Source organism: Streptomyces panaciradicis (assembly GCF_023516615.1).
Lineage (GTDB): Bacteria > Actinomycetota > Actinomycetes > Streptomycetales > Streptomycetaceae > Streptomyces > Streptomyces panaciradicis.
In genome coordinates, this window is the sequence record NZ_JAMGBF010000061.1 from 26,017 (window position 1) to 42,285 (window position 16,269).

The 16,269-nt window shown below is 72.5% G+C and carries 13 protein-coding genes; 7 read left to right on the forward strand and 6 right to left on the reverse strand.

The window, feature by feature from the left end:
• The first annotated feature begins 56 nt into the window (after nt 1-56).
• Nucleotides 57-848, forward strand: a complete 792-nt coding sequence (locus M8J74_RS21445) for an SDR family NAD(P)-dependent oxidoreductase (protein WP_058921897.1) — start codon at nt 57-59, stop codon at nt 846-848.
• Between the two features lie 5 nt (nt 849-853).
• On the opposite strand, the gene M8J74_RS21450 is transcribed toward M8J74_RS21445, so the two are convergent.
• The gene (locus M8J74_RS21450; RefSeq protein ID WP_249837989.1) at nt 854-3,535 is read right to left on the reverse strand and encodes an ATP-binding protein; all 2,682 of its coding nucleotides are present in this window, start codon (nt 3,533-3,535) and stop codon (nt 854-856) included.
• Between the two features lie 764 nt (nt 3,536-4,299).
• On the opposite strand from M8J74_RS21450, the gene M8J74_RS21455 reads away from it, so the two are divergent.
• Nucleotides 4,300-5,304 (forward strand): DUF2510 domain-containing protein, encoded by a 1,005-nt coding sequence (locus M8J74_RS21455; protein ID WP_249837990.1) that lies wholly within the window; start codon nt 4,300-4,302, stop codon nt 5,302-5,304.
• Between the two features lie 147 nt (nt 5,305-5,451).
• On the opposite strand, the gene M8J74_RS21460 is transcribed toward M8J74_RS21455, so the two are convergent.
• Nucleotides 5,452-6,063, reverse strand: coding sequence for a TetR/AcrR family transcriptional regulator (locus M8J74_RS21460; RefSeq protein ID WP_058921901.1), 612 nt, complete (start codon nt 6,061-6,063; stop codon nt 5,452-5,454).
• A gap of 241 nt (nt 6,064-6,304) precedes the next feature.
• Between M8J74_RS21460 and M8J74_RS21465 the strand changes: the two genes are divergently transcribed.
• A complete protein-coding gene (locus tag M8J74_RS21465; RefSeq protein WP_249837991.1) occupies nt 6,305-7,108 on the forward strand; it encodes a phosphatase PAP2 family protein in 804 nt (267 codons plus the stop codon).
• Nucleotides 7,105-8,049, forward strand: coding sequence for a DMT family protein (locus M8J74_RS21470; protein ID WP_249837992.1), 945 nt, complete (start codon nt 7,105-7,107; stop codon nt 8,047-8,049). Before M8J74_RS21465 ends, M8J74_RS21470 begins: the two co-directional genes overlap by 4 nt.
• Nucleotides 8,050-8,083: 34 nt before the next feature.
• Here M8J74_RS21470 and M8J74_RS21475 read toward each other — a convergent pair whose 3' ends face one another.
• Nucleotides 8,084-8,938, reverse strand: a complete 855-nt coding sequence (locus M8J74_RS21475) for an LURP-one-related family protein (RefSeq protein WP_249837993.1) — start codon at nt 8,936-8,938, stop codon at nt 8,084-8,086.
• Between the two features lie 94 nt (nt 8,939-9,032).
• A complete protein-coding gene (locus tag M8J74_RS21480; protein WP_249837994.1) occupies nt 9,033-11,090 on the reverse strand; it encodes a phosphocholine-specific phospholipase C in 2,058 nt (685 codons plus the stop codon).
• A gap of 252 nt (nt 11,091-11,342) precedes the next feature.
• Between M8J74_RS21480 and M8J74_RS21485 the strand changes: the two genes are divergently transcribed.
• From M8J74_RS21485 to M8J74_RS21495, 3 genes are read left to right on the forward strand one after another with little or no spacing between them, the layout of a single operon-like run.
• Nucleotides 11,343-12,416 carry a Rieske 2Fe-2S domain-containing protein gene (locus tag M8J74_RS21485; protein ID WP_249837995.1) on the forward strand — a complete coding sequence of 358 codons (1,074 nt, stop codon included), beginning with the start codon at nt 11,343-11,345 and terminating at the stop codon, nt 12,414-12,416.
• Entirely contained in the window at nt 12,413-12,589 is a 177-nt protein-coding gene (locus tag M8J74_RS21490; protein WP_203237643.1) for a hypothetical protein, read from the forward strand. Before M8J74_RS21485 ends, M8J74_RS21490 begins: the two co-directional genes overlap by 4 nt.
• Entirely contained in the window at nt 12,586-13,521 is a 936-nt protein-coding gene (locus M8J74_RS21495) for a PDR/VanB family oxidoreductase (RefSeq protein WP_249837996.1), read from the forward strand. Before M8J74_RS21490 ends, M8J74_RS21495 begins: the two co-directional genes overlap by 4 nt.
• 49 nt (nt 13,522-13,570) lie before the next feature.
• On the opposite strand, the gene M8J74_RS21500 is transcribed toward M8J74_RS21495, so the two are convergent.
• Complete coding sequence (locus tag M8J74_RS21500) at nt 13,571-13,966, reverse strand: group I truncated hemoglobin (RefSeq protein WP_249837997.1); 396 nt, start codon at nt 13,964-13,966, stop codon at nt 13,571-13,573.
• A gap of 143 nt (nt 13,967-14,109) precedes the next feature.
• Nucleotides 14,110-16,251 (reverse strand): discoidin domain-containing protein, encoded by a 2,142-nt coding sequence (locus M8J74_RS21505; protein ID WP_249837998.1) that lies wholly within the window; start codon nt 16,249-16,251, stop codon nt 14,110-14,112.
• Nucleotides 16,252-16,269 lie beyond the last annotated feature (18 nt).

The following is a 16,269-nucleotide window of genomic DNA, read 5'->3' on the forward strand; positions in this document are numbered from 1 at the left end:
GTCGTAGCCTCAGCAGCAGCTCGCACACACCGTCGCCGCGTGCCTACGGTGGCAGCATGTCCACCATCCTCATCACCGGCGCCACCTCGGGGCTCGGCCGCCACGTCGCCTTCGAGCTGGTCCGCTCCGGACACGTCGTCCTCGCCCACGGCCGTGACGCCGGGCGCACGGAGCGGCTCGTCGAGGAGCTGCGCACCGAGGGCGACGCCGAGGGGTTCGTCGCCGACCTGGCCTCGCTGGCGCGGGTGCGCGAGCTGGCCGCCCATGTCGCCGACGCGCATCCCGACCTGGACGTACTGATCAACAACGCCGGTGTGGGGGCGGGCAGCCCCGGCGCGGGGCGCGAGTTGAGCGCCGACGGCCACGAACTGCGCCTGGCCGTGAACTACTTGGCGCCGGTGGTGCTGACCCGCGCGCTGCTGCCGGTGCTGCGCGCGAACACACCGGCCCGGATCGTCAACGTGGGGTCGGTGGGCCAGGAACCCCTCGACTTCGACGACGTCGAGTTCCGTCGCGGCTACGACGGCTTCGCGGCCTACCGCCGCGCCAAGTTCGCCCTGGCCGCCCACACCTTCGCCCTGGCCGAGGAACTGGCCGGCACCGGCGTCGCGGTGAACGTCCTGCACCCGGCGACCTTCATGGACACGGCCATGGTCCGGGAGGGCGGCGTCACGCCCTGGAACACGGTCGCGGACGGCGCACCGGGCGTCCTGGCCCTGGCCACCCAGGACATGGGCACGGGCGGCTACTTCGACGGCACGAGCCGGTCGAGGGCGCACGAGCTGACGTACGACCGCCAGGTGCTCAGGCGTCTGTCGGCGGTGACGGACCAGCTGCTGGCGCTGTAGCGCCCTCAGCGCAGGCCCCGTCCCGTGTCCAGCACCTCCCGGGCCGTCGCCACCAGACCGTCCGCGCCGCACGAACGCGCCAGCGCCAGGCCGCGGTTGATCTCGGCCACCGACCGGGCGGCGATCCCGTACTCCACGCGGGCCGCCGCGTGCTCGTACTGGCAGGGCGACGCCTCCAGATAGGCGACCGCCTGGGCCGCCAGCCGGACCGCCCGCTGCCCGGTCTCCAGCGCCGCGGCGCACCGCAGCGCCTCGCCGATGGCGGTGTCCGTCCCGAACCGTTCGGCCTGCCGGCGGGCGTCGGTGGCCAGCCGGGCGGCCCGGGCCGGGTCCTCCGTGGCGAGGGCGCGCGCCAGGTCGAGGGCCCAGGGGACGACGACGGGGTTGTGGTGACCGCGGGCGGCGGCGGACTTCTCGGCCTCCTCCAGTTCGTTGATGCCGTCCTTCGTACGGCCGACGGCGAGCAGCAGCCTGCCGCGGACCGAGCGGACGTCGGGCATCACGATGGTGGAGGGGTAGGGCGGGGCGAAGCCGTACTCCTCGGCGATCTCCCAGGCCTCCACGACATGGCCGCGGGCCAGCAGGGTGTCGACGAGGTTGCAGGTCACGGTCCAGTACAGCGGCAGTCCGCGGCCGACCCGCTCGGCGAGGCGCAGCGACTCGCGCAGCGAGGTCTCCGCCTCCCGCAGCCGGCCGCGCCTGCGGTGCGCGAGGCCGACGTAGGCGTGCGCCAGGACGAGGTGGCCGCCGCTCCAGCCGGCGGTCTCGTAGGCGCGCAGGGCCTCGGTGCACAGGCTCTCGGCGCGGTCGAGGCGGTCGGTGTGCGCGTAGGAGCTGGCCAGCATCAGCAGCAGTTCGATGCCCCACTCGGTGTCGGTCCAGCCGAGCCCGGGGGCGAGGCGGCCGTTGACCAGGGAGCGGTCGCAGTACTCGACGACCTCTTCGGCGTTCTCGCCGTGGATCAGGGCGTCGAAGCCGCGCAGCATCAGCAGGGCGCGCTCGGAGTTGTCGCGGCCGGTGCAGGTCGCGGCGAGTGCGGCGAGGCGCTCGGAGCGGTCCGGGGAGACGGCCTCGCCGGCGATGCCCTCCCACATGAACCTGACCGCCTGCAGCCGCAGCTTGGCGGGGCCGTCCTCGTGCCGGGCGGCCTCCGCCTCGACCGTGCGGACGGCCTCCTCCAGCTGGTCGTTGTGCAGGAGGGCCTGGGAGAGGCGGAAGACGGCGTCCACGCGCTCGTCGCCGGCCAGGCCGGGCATGCCGAGCGCGGACTGGAGGTGGTCGATGGTGACGGCGGGCGCGGTCAGCAGGGTGGCGCAGCCCAGTTCGTAGAGCACGCGCGCGTGGACGTCCGGGGTCGGCGGTTCCAGCAGGGCGCGTTCCAGGCAGCGGCGGGCCGCGTCCGGGGCGCCGACGGCGACGTGTTCGCGGGCGGCCTCGCGCAGCTGCTCGACGAGTTCCTCGTCGTCGTCCGGGTGCACCTGCAGCAGGTGCCGGGAGGCCATGGCGGCGCCGAGCCCGGAGTCGGTGATGACCTGGGCGGCGATGCCGTGCATGGCGGTGCGCAGGGCGTCGGGGATGGAGTGGTAGACGGCGGTGGCGATCAGCGGGTGGACGAACTCCAGCTCGCCGTCGCCCGCCCCGGCGTCCGAGGGGTCGGGTTCGGCGAGGATGCGGGCGCCCTTGAGCAGCTCGGCGCAGCGTGCCGCCGCGGCCGGGTCCATGGTGGCGAGCTTGGCGACGAGGCGGACGGTGATGCCGGTGCCGAGGATGGCGGCGGCCCAGGCGAACCGGGTGGCGTCGATGCCGAGTTCCTCCAGGCGGGCGACGAGTCCGCCGCCGCGGGCCGAGCGGTTGAGGGCGCGCAGCTCGGCGGCGGAGCCCTCGGTCGGCTCCAGCTCGCTGTCCTGGACCTTGGCGAGGAGTTCGACGGTCTCGTACGGGTTGCCGCCGGTGACGGCCCAGACCTCGCGGCAGAACGGGGCGTCGGCGTGCGCGCCGAGAGTGGCGCGGGTGAGTCCGGCGGTGGCGTCCGGGGTGAGGGCGCTCAGCAGGGTCCGGGGGCGGCCCGCGGTGGCGGCGACCGCGTCGAGGAGGCGGGCGCTCTCGCCGCTGACCTCGCCGGGGCGGCGCGCCACGACGACCAGGACGGAGAGGTCGTCGAGACGCTCGGCGAACGCGGCGAGCCAGAGCAGGGTCTCCTGGTCGGCCCAGTGCGCGTCGTCGATGAGCAGCACCAGGGGCCAGTCGCGCCGGGCGAGCCTGCGCACGGCGGCGACGAGGCCGTCGCGCACGCCCTGCGGGTCGGCCTGGCGCTCGCCGGGCTCGGTGATGCCGAGGGCGGGGCCCGCGACCTCGTACCAGTCGCCGAGGTATTCGCGCGCCTCCTCCGGCATCAGGGACACCAGGGCGGGCTGCAGCAGCTGGCGGATCACGTTGAAGGGCACGGACCTGAGGGTCTCGCCGCCGCGGGCCGACCAGACCGTGCAGCCGCGCTCCTCCGCGATGCGGCGGGTCTCGGCGAGCAGGGCGGTCTTGCCCAGGCCCGCCTCGCCCTGGACCATCAGCAGGCTGCCCGAGGACGAGCGGTCGGCGCGCAGGTCGTCGACCGCCTGTGCGACGGCGGCGAGTTCCTCGTCCCGCTCCCACAGGGAGGCCGAGGCGGCCTCCATGGGCCGTACCTCCGTCATCCCGCTACCTCCCCAAGTCGCCCGAACGACGTACAGATCTCGAGCGTAGCGGGCCGGTCGTACGAGTGGAGGCCGGTCGGGGCAGCTGTTGCCGTGATGGGTGACAGCGGGTGCGGCCGGGCGACGCGCCGACGGCCTGACCTGCGGCCGAGCTGCCGACGGTCCGTCAAAAGCCCTTCAAATGCCGCTGATTTTTCGCCAACGCGGGGACAGGCGGGGTTGGTGAGCGCTATGGGGGCGCCGGGTGACGGGGCCGAGCGGCGCGAGGGGGCGGGGCCCGCGGGCGGCGGCGTGGCGGCGGGTGTCGGCATGCGGCACACGCGCGTGCCGGGGCATCACGCCCGGACCGGACGGGGTGCGAGCGAGGGCGCCGCGCCGCGACGGGGGCGGGGCCACGCCGGGACGGGTGCGGGGCCGGGACGGGGTGGGTGCGGGGCGACACCGGGACTAGTGCGGGGCGACACCGGAACGTGCGCGGGGCAGCACCGGGACAGGGCGGGGCGACACCGGGACGGGCGCGGGGCGACACCGGAACGGGTGCAGGGCGACACCGGGACAGGGGCGGGGCGACACCGGAACGGGCGCGGGGCGACACCGGGACAGGTGCGGGGCGACACCGGGTCGGGGCGACACCGGGACAGGTGCGGCGCCGGGACGGGGCGGGGCGGCGCCGGGTCGGGGGAAGCAGCCGACGTAGCGGCCGGTCACGCGCGAAGTCCGGATCCTCTCATCCCGCTTTCACCGACGCCTCATACGGTGGGGTCATGACGCAGGTGACTCCTCCCGGGTGGTATCCCGATCCGGGGCAGACGAATGAGGGTCCCGCCACCGAGCGCTGGTGGGACGGCAAGGCATGGACGGACCAGATCCGCCCCGCGGGCTCGGCCGCCGTATGGGGTCCCCCGGCGCAGTCGCCGACGGCCGGGGCGGATCCGGCGTACGCGGCGTATCCCACCTATCCGGCGTTCCCCGCCCAGCCGCCGCCGCGCGCTCCGCGGCGCGGGCTGCACACGGGGATAGCCGTCGCCGTGGCGGCGGCGGTCCTGGTGAGCATCGGCGTGGGCGTGTGGGCGCTGACCGGCGACGGCGGCTCGGGCGGCGGCACCGCGAACTCGCGGCCGGGCCCGGGCGGGCAGGGCGCGCCGTTCGGAGGCGAGGGCGGGCAGGGCGGCCCGGGCGGCTCCGGCGGCCCGGACGGCGGGCAGTCCCCCGCCCCGGGCCAGTCCGAGGCACCGAAGATCAGGAGCGGTTCGGTGACCGACCCGATCAGCGGCATCAGCCTGCCCATACCGGCCAACTGGTACGGACAGCAGCTCCAGGTGGGCGCCTCGGTCACGTCGAACGACTCCTACAAGTGCCCCGGCGACACCTCCAAGAGCTGCACCAAGGGTGGCGCCTACTCGGCTCCGGCCCAGGTCCTGAAGGCCTCGGGCAGCACGGCCGAGGAGGTGGCGAAGGCCGACATCCAGGCGAACGCCACGGAGTCGTACGGCGGCAAGACCTACGGTGCGATCACCTCGCACCAGGTGCTCGACTCCAAGGCGGTCACGGTGGCCGGGCAGAAGGGCTACATGGTCCGCTGGAAGGCGGTCACCAGCAAGGGCTCCGACGGCTACGTCGAGTCGCTCGCGTTCCCCTCCCCCGCCAACCCCTCGAACATCGTCGTGGTGCGCTTCGGCGTCGACGTCGGCGAGAAGCAGTCGGTCATCGACGAGATCACCAAGGGCATCAAGGTCGCGGCCGGCGGCGGTGACGGCAGCAACGTCTGACGCCGGTCCCGGCACAGGTCGGCCGGGTGGGGTGCCCCTCCGCTCAAGGGGCACCCCACCCGGCCGGGGAGTGCGCGCCGCCCCCGTCCCCACGGTGCGGCGCGACCGGGCCGCCGTCCAGTCATCCCGTGGACGGCGGCCCGGGTCTCAGGTGAGTCCGAGCGCGGGCAGCACGGCTGCCTCGACGAAGCGGACCAGGTAGTCGGGGTCGGCGTACGCGCCGTCCACGACGGGTCGGGCGCGGGCGACCCCGAACATCTGCGCCGGGATGTACTCCAGCGCCGGATGGTCGGCGGGGATCTCGCCGCGCTCCACCCCGCGCCGCAGGAGTTCCTTCAGCGCGGCGATCTCCGGGTAGACGATGGCCTCGCGCAGCGCCTGGGCGAGGTCGGCGTCCTGGGTGACGGCGTGGCCGAGGGCCTGGAGCAGTTTGGTGTCGTTGGTCGACCAGCGGCCCACGGCGCGCGCGGCCTCGCGCAGGTCGCCGGCGAGGGAGCCGGTGTCGATGCCGTCGAAACGGGACCTGCGGCGCGAGCGCAGCGCGGCGACCACGAACTGGGGCTTGGTCTTCCACTGCCGGTAGAGCGTGGACTTGCTGCACCGCGTGCTGGCGGCGACGCCCTCCATGGTGACGGCGTCGTAGCCGCACTCGCGGATCTGCTCGAGCACCGCGTCGAAGAACTCCTGCTCACGCTCGGGCGTGAGCTTGGAGCGGCGCGAGGCGACCGTGTCCGGTCCGTCCGCTGCCTGCGACGTCATGTGCTCGTCTCCCTCCGTGCTTCGAGCCGGGGCCGGGTGAGGCTCCACCTCGACTCTATTCCCCTGAGCCACTGTGTCTTTCCTCAATCGATACGCCAGTGTACCGGAACGCCGACGTATCGGTACACTGCCGTATCGGTACGCTTCCGTTTCGGGACGTTGGCGTACCGATGAGTTCCGGCCGCGACAGGGGTCTCGACTCGCACCACCACACGCACCTCGTCAGCGAAGGGGCCGGGGGATGACAGCCCGCACCGAGCCTGCAGAAGGAGAGACCCGCGCGACCGCGCGGCCTCCGCTCGTCCGTGAGCTCCTGCTCGTCGCAGGGCTCTTCCTCGTCTACAAGCTCGGCCGGCAGCTGGCCACGGGCCACACCGGCGAGGCGATCCACAACGCGCACCGCGTGTGGGACCTGGAACGAGCGGTCCGTCTGCCCGGCGAGGGCTCGGTGCAGTCCGCCCTGCTGCACGGCGACACGCTCGTGCACGTGGCGAACACCTACTACGCCACCGTCCACTTCCCCGCCACCGTGGCCTTCCTGGTCTGGCTGTACCTGCGGCGGCCCGCGCACTACGTCTGGGCCCGCCGGGTCCTCGCCACGGTCACCTCGGCGGCCCTGGTGCTGCCGTTCGTCTTCCCGCTCGCGCCGCCGCGGATGCTGGCCGGCACGGGCCTGATCGACACCGCCAGGGTCTACGGCCCCTCGGTCTACGGACCGCCGTCCTCGGACCATCTGTCGAACCAGTTCGCGGCGATGCCCTCGCTGCACTTCGGCTGGGCCCTGATGGTGGCCGTCGGCCTGATCGCGGCCACCCGGTCCCGGTGGCGCCGGCTGTGGCTGCTGCACCCGGCGGTCACCCTGCTGGTCATCGTCGGGACGGCCAACCACTACTGGCTCGACGCGATCGTGGCCACGGCGATGCTCGGTACGGCACTCGCCCTGATCCACCGGCCGCGGCACACGGTCTCCACGGCGGGCCGGGGCGGCGCCACGCCCGCCTCCGCCGTCGACGACGACAAGATCCTGGTGGGAGCGGCCCGATGAGCGCCACCCTCGTCGCCGTCGCCCTGTCCCTGGTCTCCGCCGTCGCCTACGCGGCCGCGGCCGTGGCCCAGGAGCGGCTCGCCGCCCGCAGCTCCGGAACCGGCCCACTGCGCCTGCTGGCCGCCGGCGCCTGGTGGGCCTCCGTCGGCCTGAACGCGGGGGCGGCCCTGCTGCACGTCGTCGCCCTCAAGTACGGCCCGCTCACCGTCGTGCAGCCGCTCGGCGCGCTGACCCTGGTCGCCGCGGTGCCGATGGGGGCGCGCGCGGCCGGGCGGAAGGTGACGTCCGCCGAGTGGCGGGGCACCGCGCTGACGCTGGCCGGGCTGGGCGCGATCCTCGTCTCCGCTTCGGGGCAGGCGCCGGAGGCGGTGCTGAGCGTGCCCGAGGCGCTGGCGGTCGCCGGGGGGACGGCCGCGCTGATCGGCGCGCTCGCCCGGCCGGGCGCCAAGCCGGGGCTGCGGCACGCCACGGCGTCCGGCTTCGCCTCGGGGGTCGCCTCGGCGCTCACCCAGACGGTGACCGTGGCGGCGACGGACCGTTCCGGTTCGCTGCTGAGCTGGCAGGTGATCGGCGTGGCCCTGCTGGTCGCCGCCTTCGCGGCGGGCGGACTGCTGCTGTCGCAGACGGCCTACCAGGGCGGGCTGGGCGCGCCCCTCGCCATGGTGACGCTGGCGAACCCCCTGGCCGCGGCGGCGATCGGGCTCTCGCTGCTCGGGGAACGGCTGCAGGGCGGGGTGGCGGGCGTCCTGCTCGCCGTCGCGGGAGCGGGCCTGGCCTCCTGGGGCGTGGTCCTGCTGACCCGCACCGGCCCCGGCTTCGCGCCGGCGGACGAGGAGCACCCGGTGGCGGCCGTCCTGGCCCTGAAGCCCGAATCGGCGCTGCGGGAGAACCCGTCGGTGCCCCGGCAGCAGGCCGATCCGGGCCGTCTGACGCCCCTCTGACCCCCGCTCGGGCCGCGGTCGGCCGCCCGGCGGGCTATCCCAGTCCGCGCGAGTCCTGCTTCAGCGCCGTGTCGACCGTCAGGGCGGTGGCCACCACCAGGCTCAGCAGCGGTTCGGGCAGCTGGTAGTGGATCTGCAGCACGTAGTTGTCCGCGGTGGTGAACATCGTCTTGGCGAGGCCCTCCCACGTCTTCGTGATCCGGGCGACCTCGTTGCCCGCGTGGTCGACGATCGCGAAGTTCCAGGCCCGCCAGTTCTCCGCCTTGATCGCCCCGACCTGCAGGCCGTCGACGACCATCGCGAAGTTGATCTTCCCGATCATGTTCTGCTGGACGATCTCACCGACCGGCGAGCCGTCCGGACGGGACACGACCACCCGGGACTTGAGCAGCTTCGCGGGCCGGGTCAGCACCAGCTGCGGCTGCCCGTGGGCGTCCCGGATCTCCAGCCGGTGCGTCATGAACTGGTCCAGGCTGGAGACGAACCGCAGCGCCTTCTTCAGCGCGCTCTGCCCGACCTCGGTCACCGAGCCGAGCTGGTTGCCGTTCTGATCCATGACCGTGTACTCGTTGGTCAGCTCGATCAGCTTGGCCTTCTGGTTGACCACCAGGACCGGCTCGGTGAACAGGCTGCCGCCACCGGGGCCGCTGGGCGCGACCCCGGCCTGCTGCTGCACCTGGCGCTGCACCCGGGGGTCCGGGCCGGCGGGCTGCTGCGTCGCCTGCTGCGGTAGGTGCTGCGGCGGTATGTACTGAGCGGCGGCCTGCGGCTGCTGCTGGTCCGCCTGGGTGTGCTGGGTCCACTGGGCGCCGTCCCAGTAGCGGAGGGTCTGCGGCGCTCCGTGCGGATCCGGATACCAGCCAGCAGATATGTTCGATTGTGTGGTCACCGGGGCACACTACCCCGGCACCACCCACGCCCCGCCAGTCCCGGCAACACCACCTTCATCAGCTTTTACCCGGGCCGCGATCAGCCTCGGTCGCCTAGACCGTGATGAGCCCCGGGTCGCTCACCCCGGGCCGCCCGTTCTCCACGTGCCCGGCGAACCGCCGCAGGAACGCCGGGTCGGACTCGGAGGTGACGGTGAGGTCGTACCAGCGGCGGCTCGCCGCCAGATCGACGGTGTGCTTGACCGTGGCACCGGGCCGGACGGTCAGGTACGTCGTCCGGCAGCCGTAGCCGCCGCTCAGCTTCAGCCGGACCGTGCCGGGGCCCTTGTTGGTGAGGGTCAGCTCGATGTCGTCGCCCTTGTGGCGGGCGGTGACCTCGGGGCCGGCGGTCTTGTTCACGCCCTTGAAGGAGCGCAGGAAGCCGTTGGGGCCGTGCACGGTCAGGTCGTACGAGCCGTTCGAGTACGCCGAGTTCCAGGTGTCCGCGACCGTCTTGCCGGCCTCGGTGGTGTAACTCCACGGCCCGTCGGTGCGGTTGGCGGAGGTCACCAGGAAGGCCGCGCCCGCCTTCGCCCCGGAGGCGAAGGTCAGGGTGAACTTCCCGGCGGCCGTGTCCGCCGAACCGTCCACGGAGGGCGCGTACTTGAGCGGGCGGGCGGGACGCGAGCCGCGTTCCTGCTTGGGCAGCGATCCGCTCGCCGGCGGGGTCGGCACGTAGTCGGGGTGACGGTTGTGGTCCGGCGGCAGGTAGCCGTCCGTGCCCGGCAGGGCGACCGGCCGGACGTCGTGGTGGGAGAAGTCGAACGCCGAGGTCAGGTCGCCGCAGATGGCGCGCCGCCAGGGCGAGATGTTCGGCTCGTGCACACCGAAGCGGCGCTCCATGAACCGGATGATGGAGGTGTGGTCCATGGTCTCGGAGCAGACGTAACCGCCCTTGCTCCAGGGGGAGACCACGAGCATCGGCACCCGCTGGCCGAGGCCGTAGGGGCCGGCCGGGTGGCCGGCGTCGCCCTTGAACAGGTCGGGGCCGACGTCGACGGTCGACTTGCCCTGCGCGGCCGAGCCGGGGGCGAACGGCGGGATCTGGTGGTCGAAGAAGCCGTCGTTCTCGTCGTAGGTGATGAACAGGGCCGTCTTCGCCCACACCTTCGGGTCGGAGGTCAGCGCGTCCAGCACCTGGGCGACGTACCAGGCGCCGTAGTTGGCGGGCCAGTTGGGGTGCTCGGTGAAGGCCTCCGGGGCCACGATCCAGGAGATCTGCGGCAGCTTGCCGCCCTTGACGTCCGCCTTCAACCGGTCGAAGAAGCCCTCGCCCTTGGTCGCGTCGGTGCCGGTGCGGGCCTTGTCGTACAGGGGGTCGCCGGGCTGGGCGTTCTGGTACTGCTTGAAGTACAGCAGCGAGTTGTCGCCGTAGTTGCCGCGGTAGGCGTCCTGGATCCAGCCCCAGCCGCCGGCCGCGTCGAGGCCGTCGCCGACGTCCTGGTAGATCTTCCAGGACACGCCGGCCTTCTCCAGGCGCTCGGGGTAGGTCGTCCAGCTGTAGCCCGCCTCGTCGTTGCCGAGGACCGGGCCGCCGCCCTGGCCGTCGTTGCCCGTGTACCCGGTCCACATGTAGTAGCGGTTGGGGTCGGTCGAGCCGATGAACGAGCAGTGGTAGGCGTCGCAGACGGTGAAGGAGTCGGCGAGCGCGTAGTGGAACGGGATGTCCTCGCGGGTCAGGTAGGCCATCGTCGTGGAGCCCTTGGAGGGGACCCACTTGTCGTACTTGCCGCCGTCGAAGGCGGCATGCCCGTCGTTCCAGCCGTGCGGCAGGTCCTGGAGGAAGGCCAGGCCCAGGTCGTCGGCGTCCGGGTGGAAGGGCAGGATGTCCTTGCCGCCGGCGTCGGCCTGGTACCAGACCGGCTTGCCGTCCTGCCGGGTCACGGCCGGGCGCGGGTCGCCGAAGCCGCGAACGCCTCTGAGGGTGCCGAAGTAGTGGTCGAAAGAACGGTTCTCCTGCATCAGGACGACGATGTGCTCGACATCCTCGATCGACCCCGTGCGGTGGTTCGCGGGCAGCGCGGCGGCGCGCTGGATGCTGCTGGACAGGGCGGTGAAGGCGCTCGTGGCGCCAGCGAGTTGGAGGAATCGGCGCCGATTGACTTCGGGCATGGGTGAGTGCCTCTCATCCTGGGTGCGGATGGCCGGAACATGACGGATTGCGCGCGGTGCGAGTGTTCCAAGAGCGACGAACGTCAGGGAAGGGTGCGGTGGCGTCCGTGTGAAAGTCACCGGTACGCACGGTGGGCCGGCCAGCTTCCGTCAGACGGAAGCGCCCTTGCCCGCCTGTGCCACCCGTCACGAATCTGAGTCCAACCACGGCACGCGGGGCGAGGACGCCCCGCTCTCAGGGACGGGAACGCCATGCCTCACATCACCGCCTTCGCCAGGAACCAGTGGTACGTCGCCGCCTACAGCCACGAGGTGGGGCGCGAGGAGTTGCTCGGGCGGACGATCCTCGGTGAGCCCCTCGTGTTCTACCGGACCGAGGAGGAGGGCACGCCGGTCGCGCTGGCCGACCGCTGTGTGCACCGCCGCTTCCCGCTGCACGAGAAGCCGAGCCGGCTCGACGGCGACCGGCTCGTGTGCGGCTACCACGGCTTCACCTACGACACGACGGGCACCTGCGTGTACGTCCCCGGCCAGAAGCGCGTACCACGCACCGCCCGGGTCGCCTCCTACCCCGTGGTCGAGCAGGACTCCCTGGTGTGGGTGTGGATCGGCGACCCCGCGCTGGCCGACCCGCAGACCATCCCGCGGGCGCGGCACCTGGACTCCCCCGGCTGGGTCACCGTCCGCGGCATGGAGCCCATCGACGCGGACTACGGACTACTGGTCGACAACCTCCTCGACCTGTCCCACGAGACGTATCTGCACGGCGGTTACATCGGGACGCCCGAGGTCGCCGAGACGCCGATCACCACGGAGGTCGACGAGGGCGCGGGCATCGTGCGGGTGAGCCGGCACATGGACGACGCCGCGTGCCCGCCGTTCTACGCCCGCTCCACCGGCATCGAGGGCCGGATCACGCGCTGGCAGGACATCGAGTACCACGCGCCCTGCCTGTACCTGCTGCACAGCCGGATCGCCCCGGTGGGAGTGGTGCCGGAGGCGGACGGCAGCGACCCGAACGCCTTCCACACCGAGATCACGTACGCGATCACCCCGTCCTGCGACGGGCACGTCTACGACTTCTGGATGGTCTCCCGCGACTGGGCGACCGAGGACGCGGAGGTCACCGAGTTCCTGCGGGGCAACAACCACACCGTGGTGATGCAGGACGTGGACGCGCTCAACCTGCTGCAGCGGACGCTGGGTTCGGAGCGGACGGGGTACCAGGAGCTGAGCATCAACATCGACACCGGCGGCCTGGCCGCCCGCCGCATCCTCGCCCGGCTGGTCGAGGAGGGCGACAAGCCCGTGGAGAAGGTTCTGTGAGCAACGGCCCCACCGGCGAGATCTACCGCATCGACTGGCTGCCGGGCACCGACGTCCTGCACGGCACCTGCCACTGCGGAGCCGAGCACACCGCCCAGGACCCGGTCGAGATGTGGGAGTGGATGCTCGGCCACCCCGAAGGACACCGGCCCTCGGAAGGCAGCACCTCATGACCGTGTACGAAGCCGAACTCGTCGTCGGCAGCCGGGAGTTCGCGGCCGACGGCGTGCTCGCCCTCACCCTGCGCCATCCTCTCGGCGAGGATCTGCCGGCCTGGGAGCCGGGCGCCCATGTCGACGTCGTGCTCGGGCCGGAGCTGGAGCGGCAGTACTCGCTGTGCGGGGACCCCGCGGACCGCTCGGCGTGGCGGATCGCTGTGCTGCGCGAGCCGGCCGGGCGGGGCGGATCGGCGCATGTGCACGAGCAGTTGGGGGTCGGCGACAAGGTGCGGGTGCGCGGGCCGCGCAACCACTTCCGGCTGGAGGACGCGCCCCGGTACCGGTTCGTCGCCGGCGGCATCGGCATCACCCCGATCCTGCCGATGCTGGCCGCGGCCGAGGCGGCGGGCGCCGAGTGGACCCTGCTGTACGGCGGCCGGACGCGTCACTCCCTGGCCTTCACCGGGGAGTTGGCGCGCTACGGCGACCGGGTGACCGTCGCCCCGCAGGACGAGACGGGTCTGCTGGACCTCGGCTCCGTCCTCGGCGACCTGCCCGCGGACACGCTCGTCTACTGCTGCGGTCCGGGCCCGCTGCTCGACGCGGTCGAGGAACGCTGCCCGGCCGGGCGGCTGCGCGTCGAGCGGTTCACTCCGAAGGCCCAGGAGGCCGGCGAGAACGGCGCGTTCGAGGTGGAGCTGGCGCAGAGCGGGCGTACGGTGACCGTCGCACCGGACGTCTCGGTGCTGGACGCCGTCCGGGCCGCGGGCGTGGAGGTGCTGTTCTCCTGCACCGAGGGCACCTGCGGCACCTGCGAGACCGACGTGCTGGAGGGCACCCCGGACCACCGGGACTCGGTGCTCACGGACGCCGAGCGCGAGAGCGGGGAGACGATGATGATCTGCGTCTCCCGCTGCCGCGGCAGGAGGCTCGTGCTGGATCTCTGAACCGGCGGCGAAGCGCGGACCGACGGCGCCGGCCGACCGGGGATGAGCGTCAGGCGGTGACGATGTCCGTCTTCAGCGGCAGCAGGGCCTCGGCGATCGTGCCGATGGTCGCCTCGTCCACCCCGGCCTCGGTGAGCGCGCCGGCCAGGTGGCCCACGACCTTGCCGAAGGCGTCGTCCGTGACGGCCAGGTGCTCGTGGGCCTTGCGCATGGAGCGGCCGGAGTAGGGGCGGGTGGCCCCGAGGGCCTGGCCGATGAAGCGCCGCTGGTGCTGCTTGAGGCGGTCCAGGTCCACCCCCGTGAAATACGGCCGGAGGTCGCGGTCGCCGAGGACCCTGTCGTAGAAGAGGTCGACGACGGCCCCGACGGCGTCTTCCCCTCCGAGCTGCTCGAAGAGGGTGAGGGACGGGGTCGGGGCCGGCGTGCCGGAGGTGGTGTCGGTCATGGGGTCAGCGTCGCGACGCCGTCTTGCCGGGGCGTGAGGAAAGGGTTTCCGGGCTGTCAGAAGGCCCTCCGACGGGAACGGGACCGCGGTGAACTCTTCGCAACCGGCTCCTCACGCGCCGAGCGGACGCCCGAAACAGGGGGTCAGCTGGTCAGGTACGCCTCCACCTCGCTGAACTGACCAGCCGGCCAGCCGGTGTTGGCGCTCACGGACAGCCGCAGGTACCGCAGGTTCGTGCTCGCGGGCAGCGCGACGGTGGCCGTGTTGCCGCTCGCCGGGTCGAAGCGGTAGCCGGTGGAGCCGACCACGGTCGCGTAGGAGGAGCCGTCGGTGCTGCCCAGCACGGTGATGGTCTGGGTCCGCGCGCCCCACGCGGAGGACGGCGGCAGCTTCAGCACCAGACGGCGGACCGCGTAGGACGAGCCGAGGTCGACCGTCCAGGACTGCGGGAAGGCGTTGTTCGTCGACTCCCAGTAGCTGTTGGCGTCGCCGTCGACGGCCTTGCCGGGCGTGTAGACGTCCTGCGAGCCGGTCGCGGTGGCGGGGCGGCCCTTGGCCAGGTTGCGGCCCGGGTCCGGGTCGGGGTTGCCCTGACCGGGCTGCGGCCAGGTCGAGCAGTCCGACCAGGTGCTGCTCCAGCCGGAGTTGCCGCCGCCGTCGGTGAGGGTGAAGGTACCCGAGCTCGCCGGGTAGGGGCAGTTGTAGACGCCGGCGACGCCGACGGCGGTGGCGCTCACGTTGCGGAAGGTGGCGGCGCCCTGCGCCTCGGCCTGGACCACGACCGTGCCGGTGTTCTTCACGGTGGCGCCGTCCACGGTGACGTTGCGGACGGGGTAGCCCTGTCCCCCGCCCGAGACGAACTCGAAGGCGCTGTAGGGGCTGTCGGTGACCGTCGTGTTGGTGATGTTGACGGTGGCGTTGATCGCGCTGTCGTAGGAGTCGACGCGCAACGCGCCCATCGGGTGGTTCCAGTTGGGGTTCATCGCGCCCGCGCGGACGAGGGTGTTGCCGTCGACCGTGATCGTGCCGGCGAGCGGGGAGAACGGGTCGAGGAACTTCTGGTTGGAGATCGCGATGCCGCTGCCGAGGGCGTTGGTGTCGGAGACCAGGTTGTTCTTCACGGCGATGTCGGTGCCGCCGTAGATCGCGATGCCGTTGGCGAGGTTGGGCTGGGAGATGGTGTTGTTCTCGAAGCTGCTGTTGCTGTCCGCCCCGTTCAGCGACCACATGGCGAGCGAGTCGTCGCCCTGGTTGCGCAGGAAGTTGCCCCGCACCCGGACGCCGTGCGCGTTGCCGTTGAGGTTGAGGCCGTCGGCGGTGGTGTCGAGGATGCGGCTGTTCTCGACGACCAGGTTGTCGTTGTTGCCCATCAGCCACAGACCGACCTTCATGTGCTGGATCCACATGCCGGAGACCGAACTGTTAGGGCCCAGAGCCCCGTTGACGAAGTTGTCGGGGTTGGAGTCGACGCGTTCGGTGACCTCGCCCATGACCGCGAAGTCCTTGATGTGGACGCCTCCGGAGGAGCTGGACTGGTCGATGAAGCGGGAGGTGTGCACGACCGAGTACCAGCTGCCGGCGCCCTGGAGGGTGACGTTCTGGACGCCGCCGAGGGAGGAGGTCAGCTTGTAGTCGCCCGGCGGGATCCACACCACTCCGCCCTGGGCGGCGGCGATGGCGTCCCGGAATGCCTGGGTGGAGTCGCCGTTGCCGCTGGGGTCGGCGCCCTTGGAGGTGACCGAGACCGACCCGGCCGGCTGGCTCGCGGCCTGGCCGACCTGCTCGAAGTCGGCGACATCGACGGTGACTTGGGTGCCGGTGGCCTGGAAGGCGACCTTGTCGCCCAGCTGGACGTCCTGCCCCAGGAGCAGCCGGGCGTCGTCGAAGAAGTGGTGTGTCTTGGCGCCGGGGATCCAGCTGGTGTCGATGTAGGAGTACTTGGAGGTCACCGGCAGGGTCCTGGCGATCTTGGTGCCGTTGACGTACACGTCGAGGGAGCCCGACTGGCCGTCCGGGACGCTGTAGGAGAGGTTCACGGCGTTGGCCGCGCGCGGCGCGGTGAACTCGACGCGCTGCCCGGCGGAGAGGCGTACGGCCTGCCGTCCCGACGCCTCGGAGGCGAGGGTGCCCTGGGTGTGGTCGGGGCCGATCTTGGTGCCGGTGGTGGTGGCCGACTCGGCCTCGACCGAGGTGAAGGGCAGGGTGGCGCCGGCGGCCGCGTGGGCGGTGGGCGCGGTGGTGGTGAGCAGGCCGGCGGAGAGGGCGACCACCATGGCGGCTGGCATGCCCCTGACAGTTCTGCG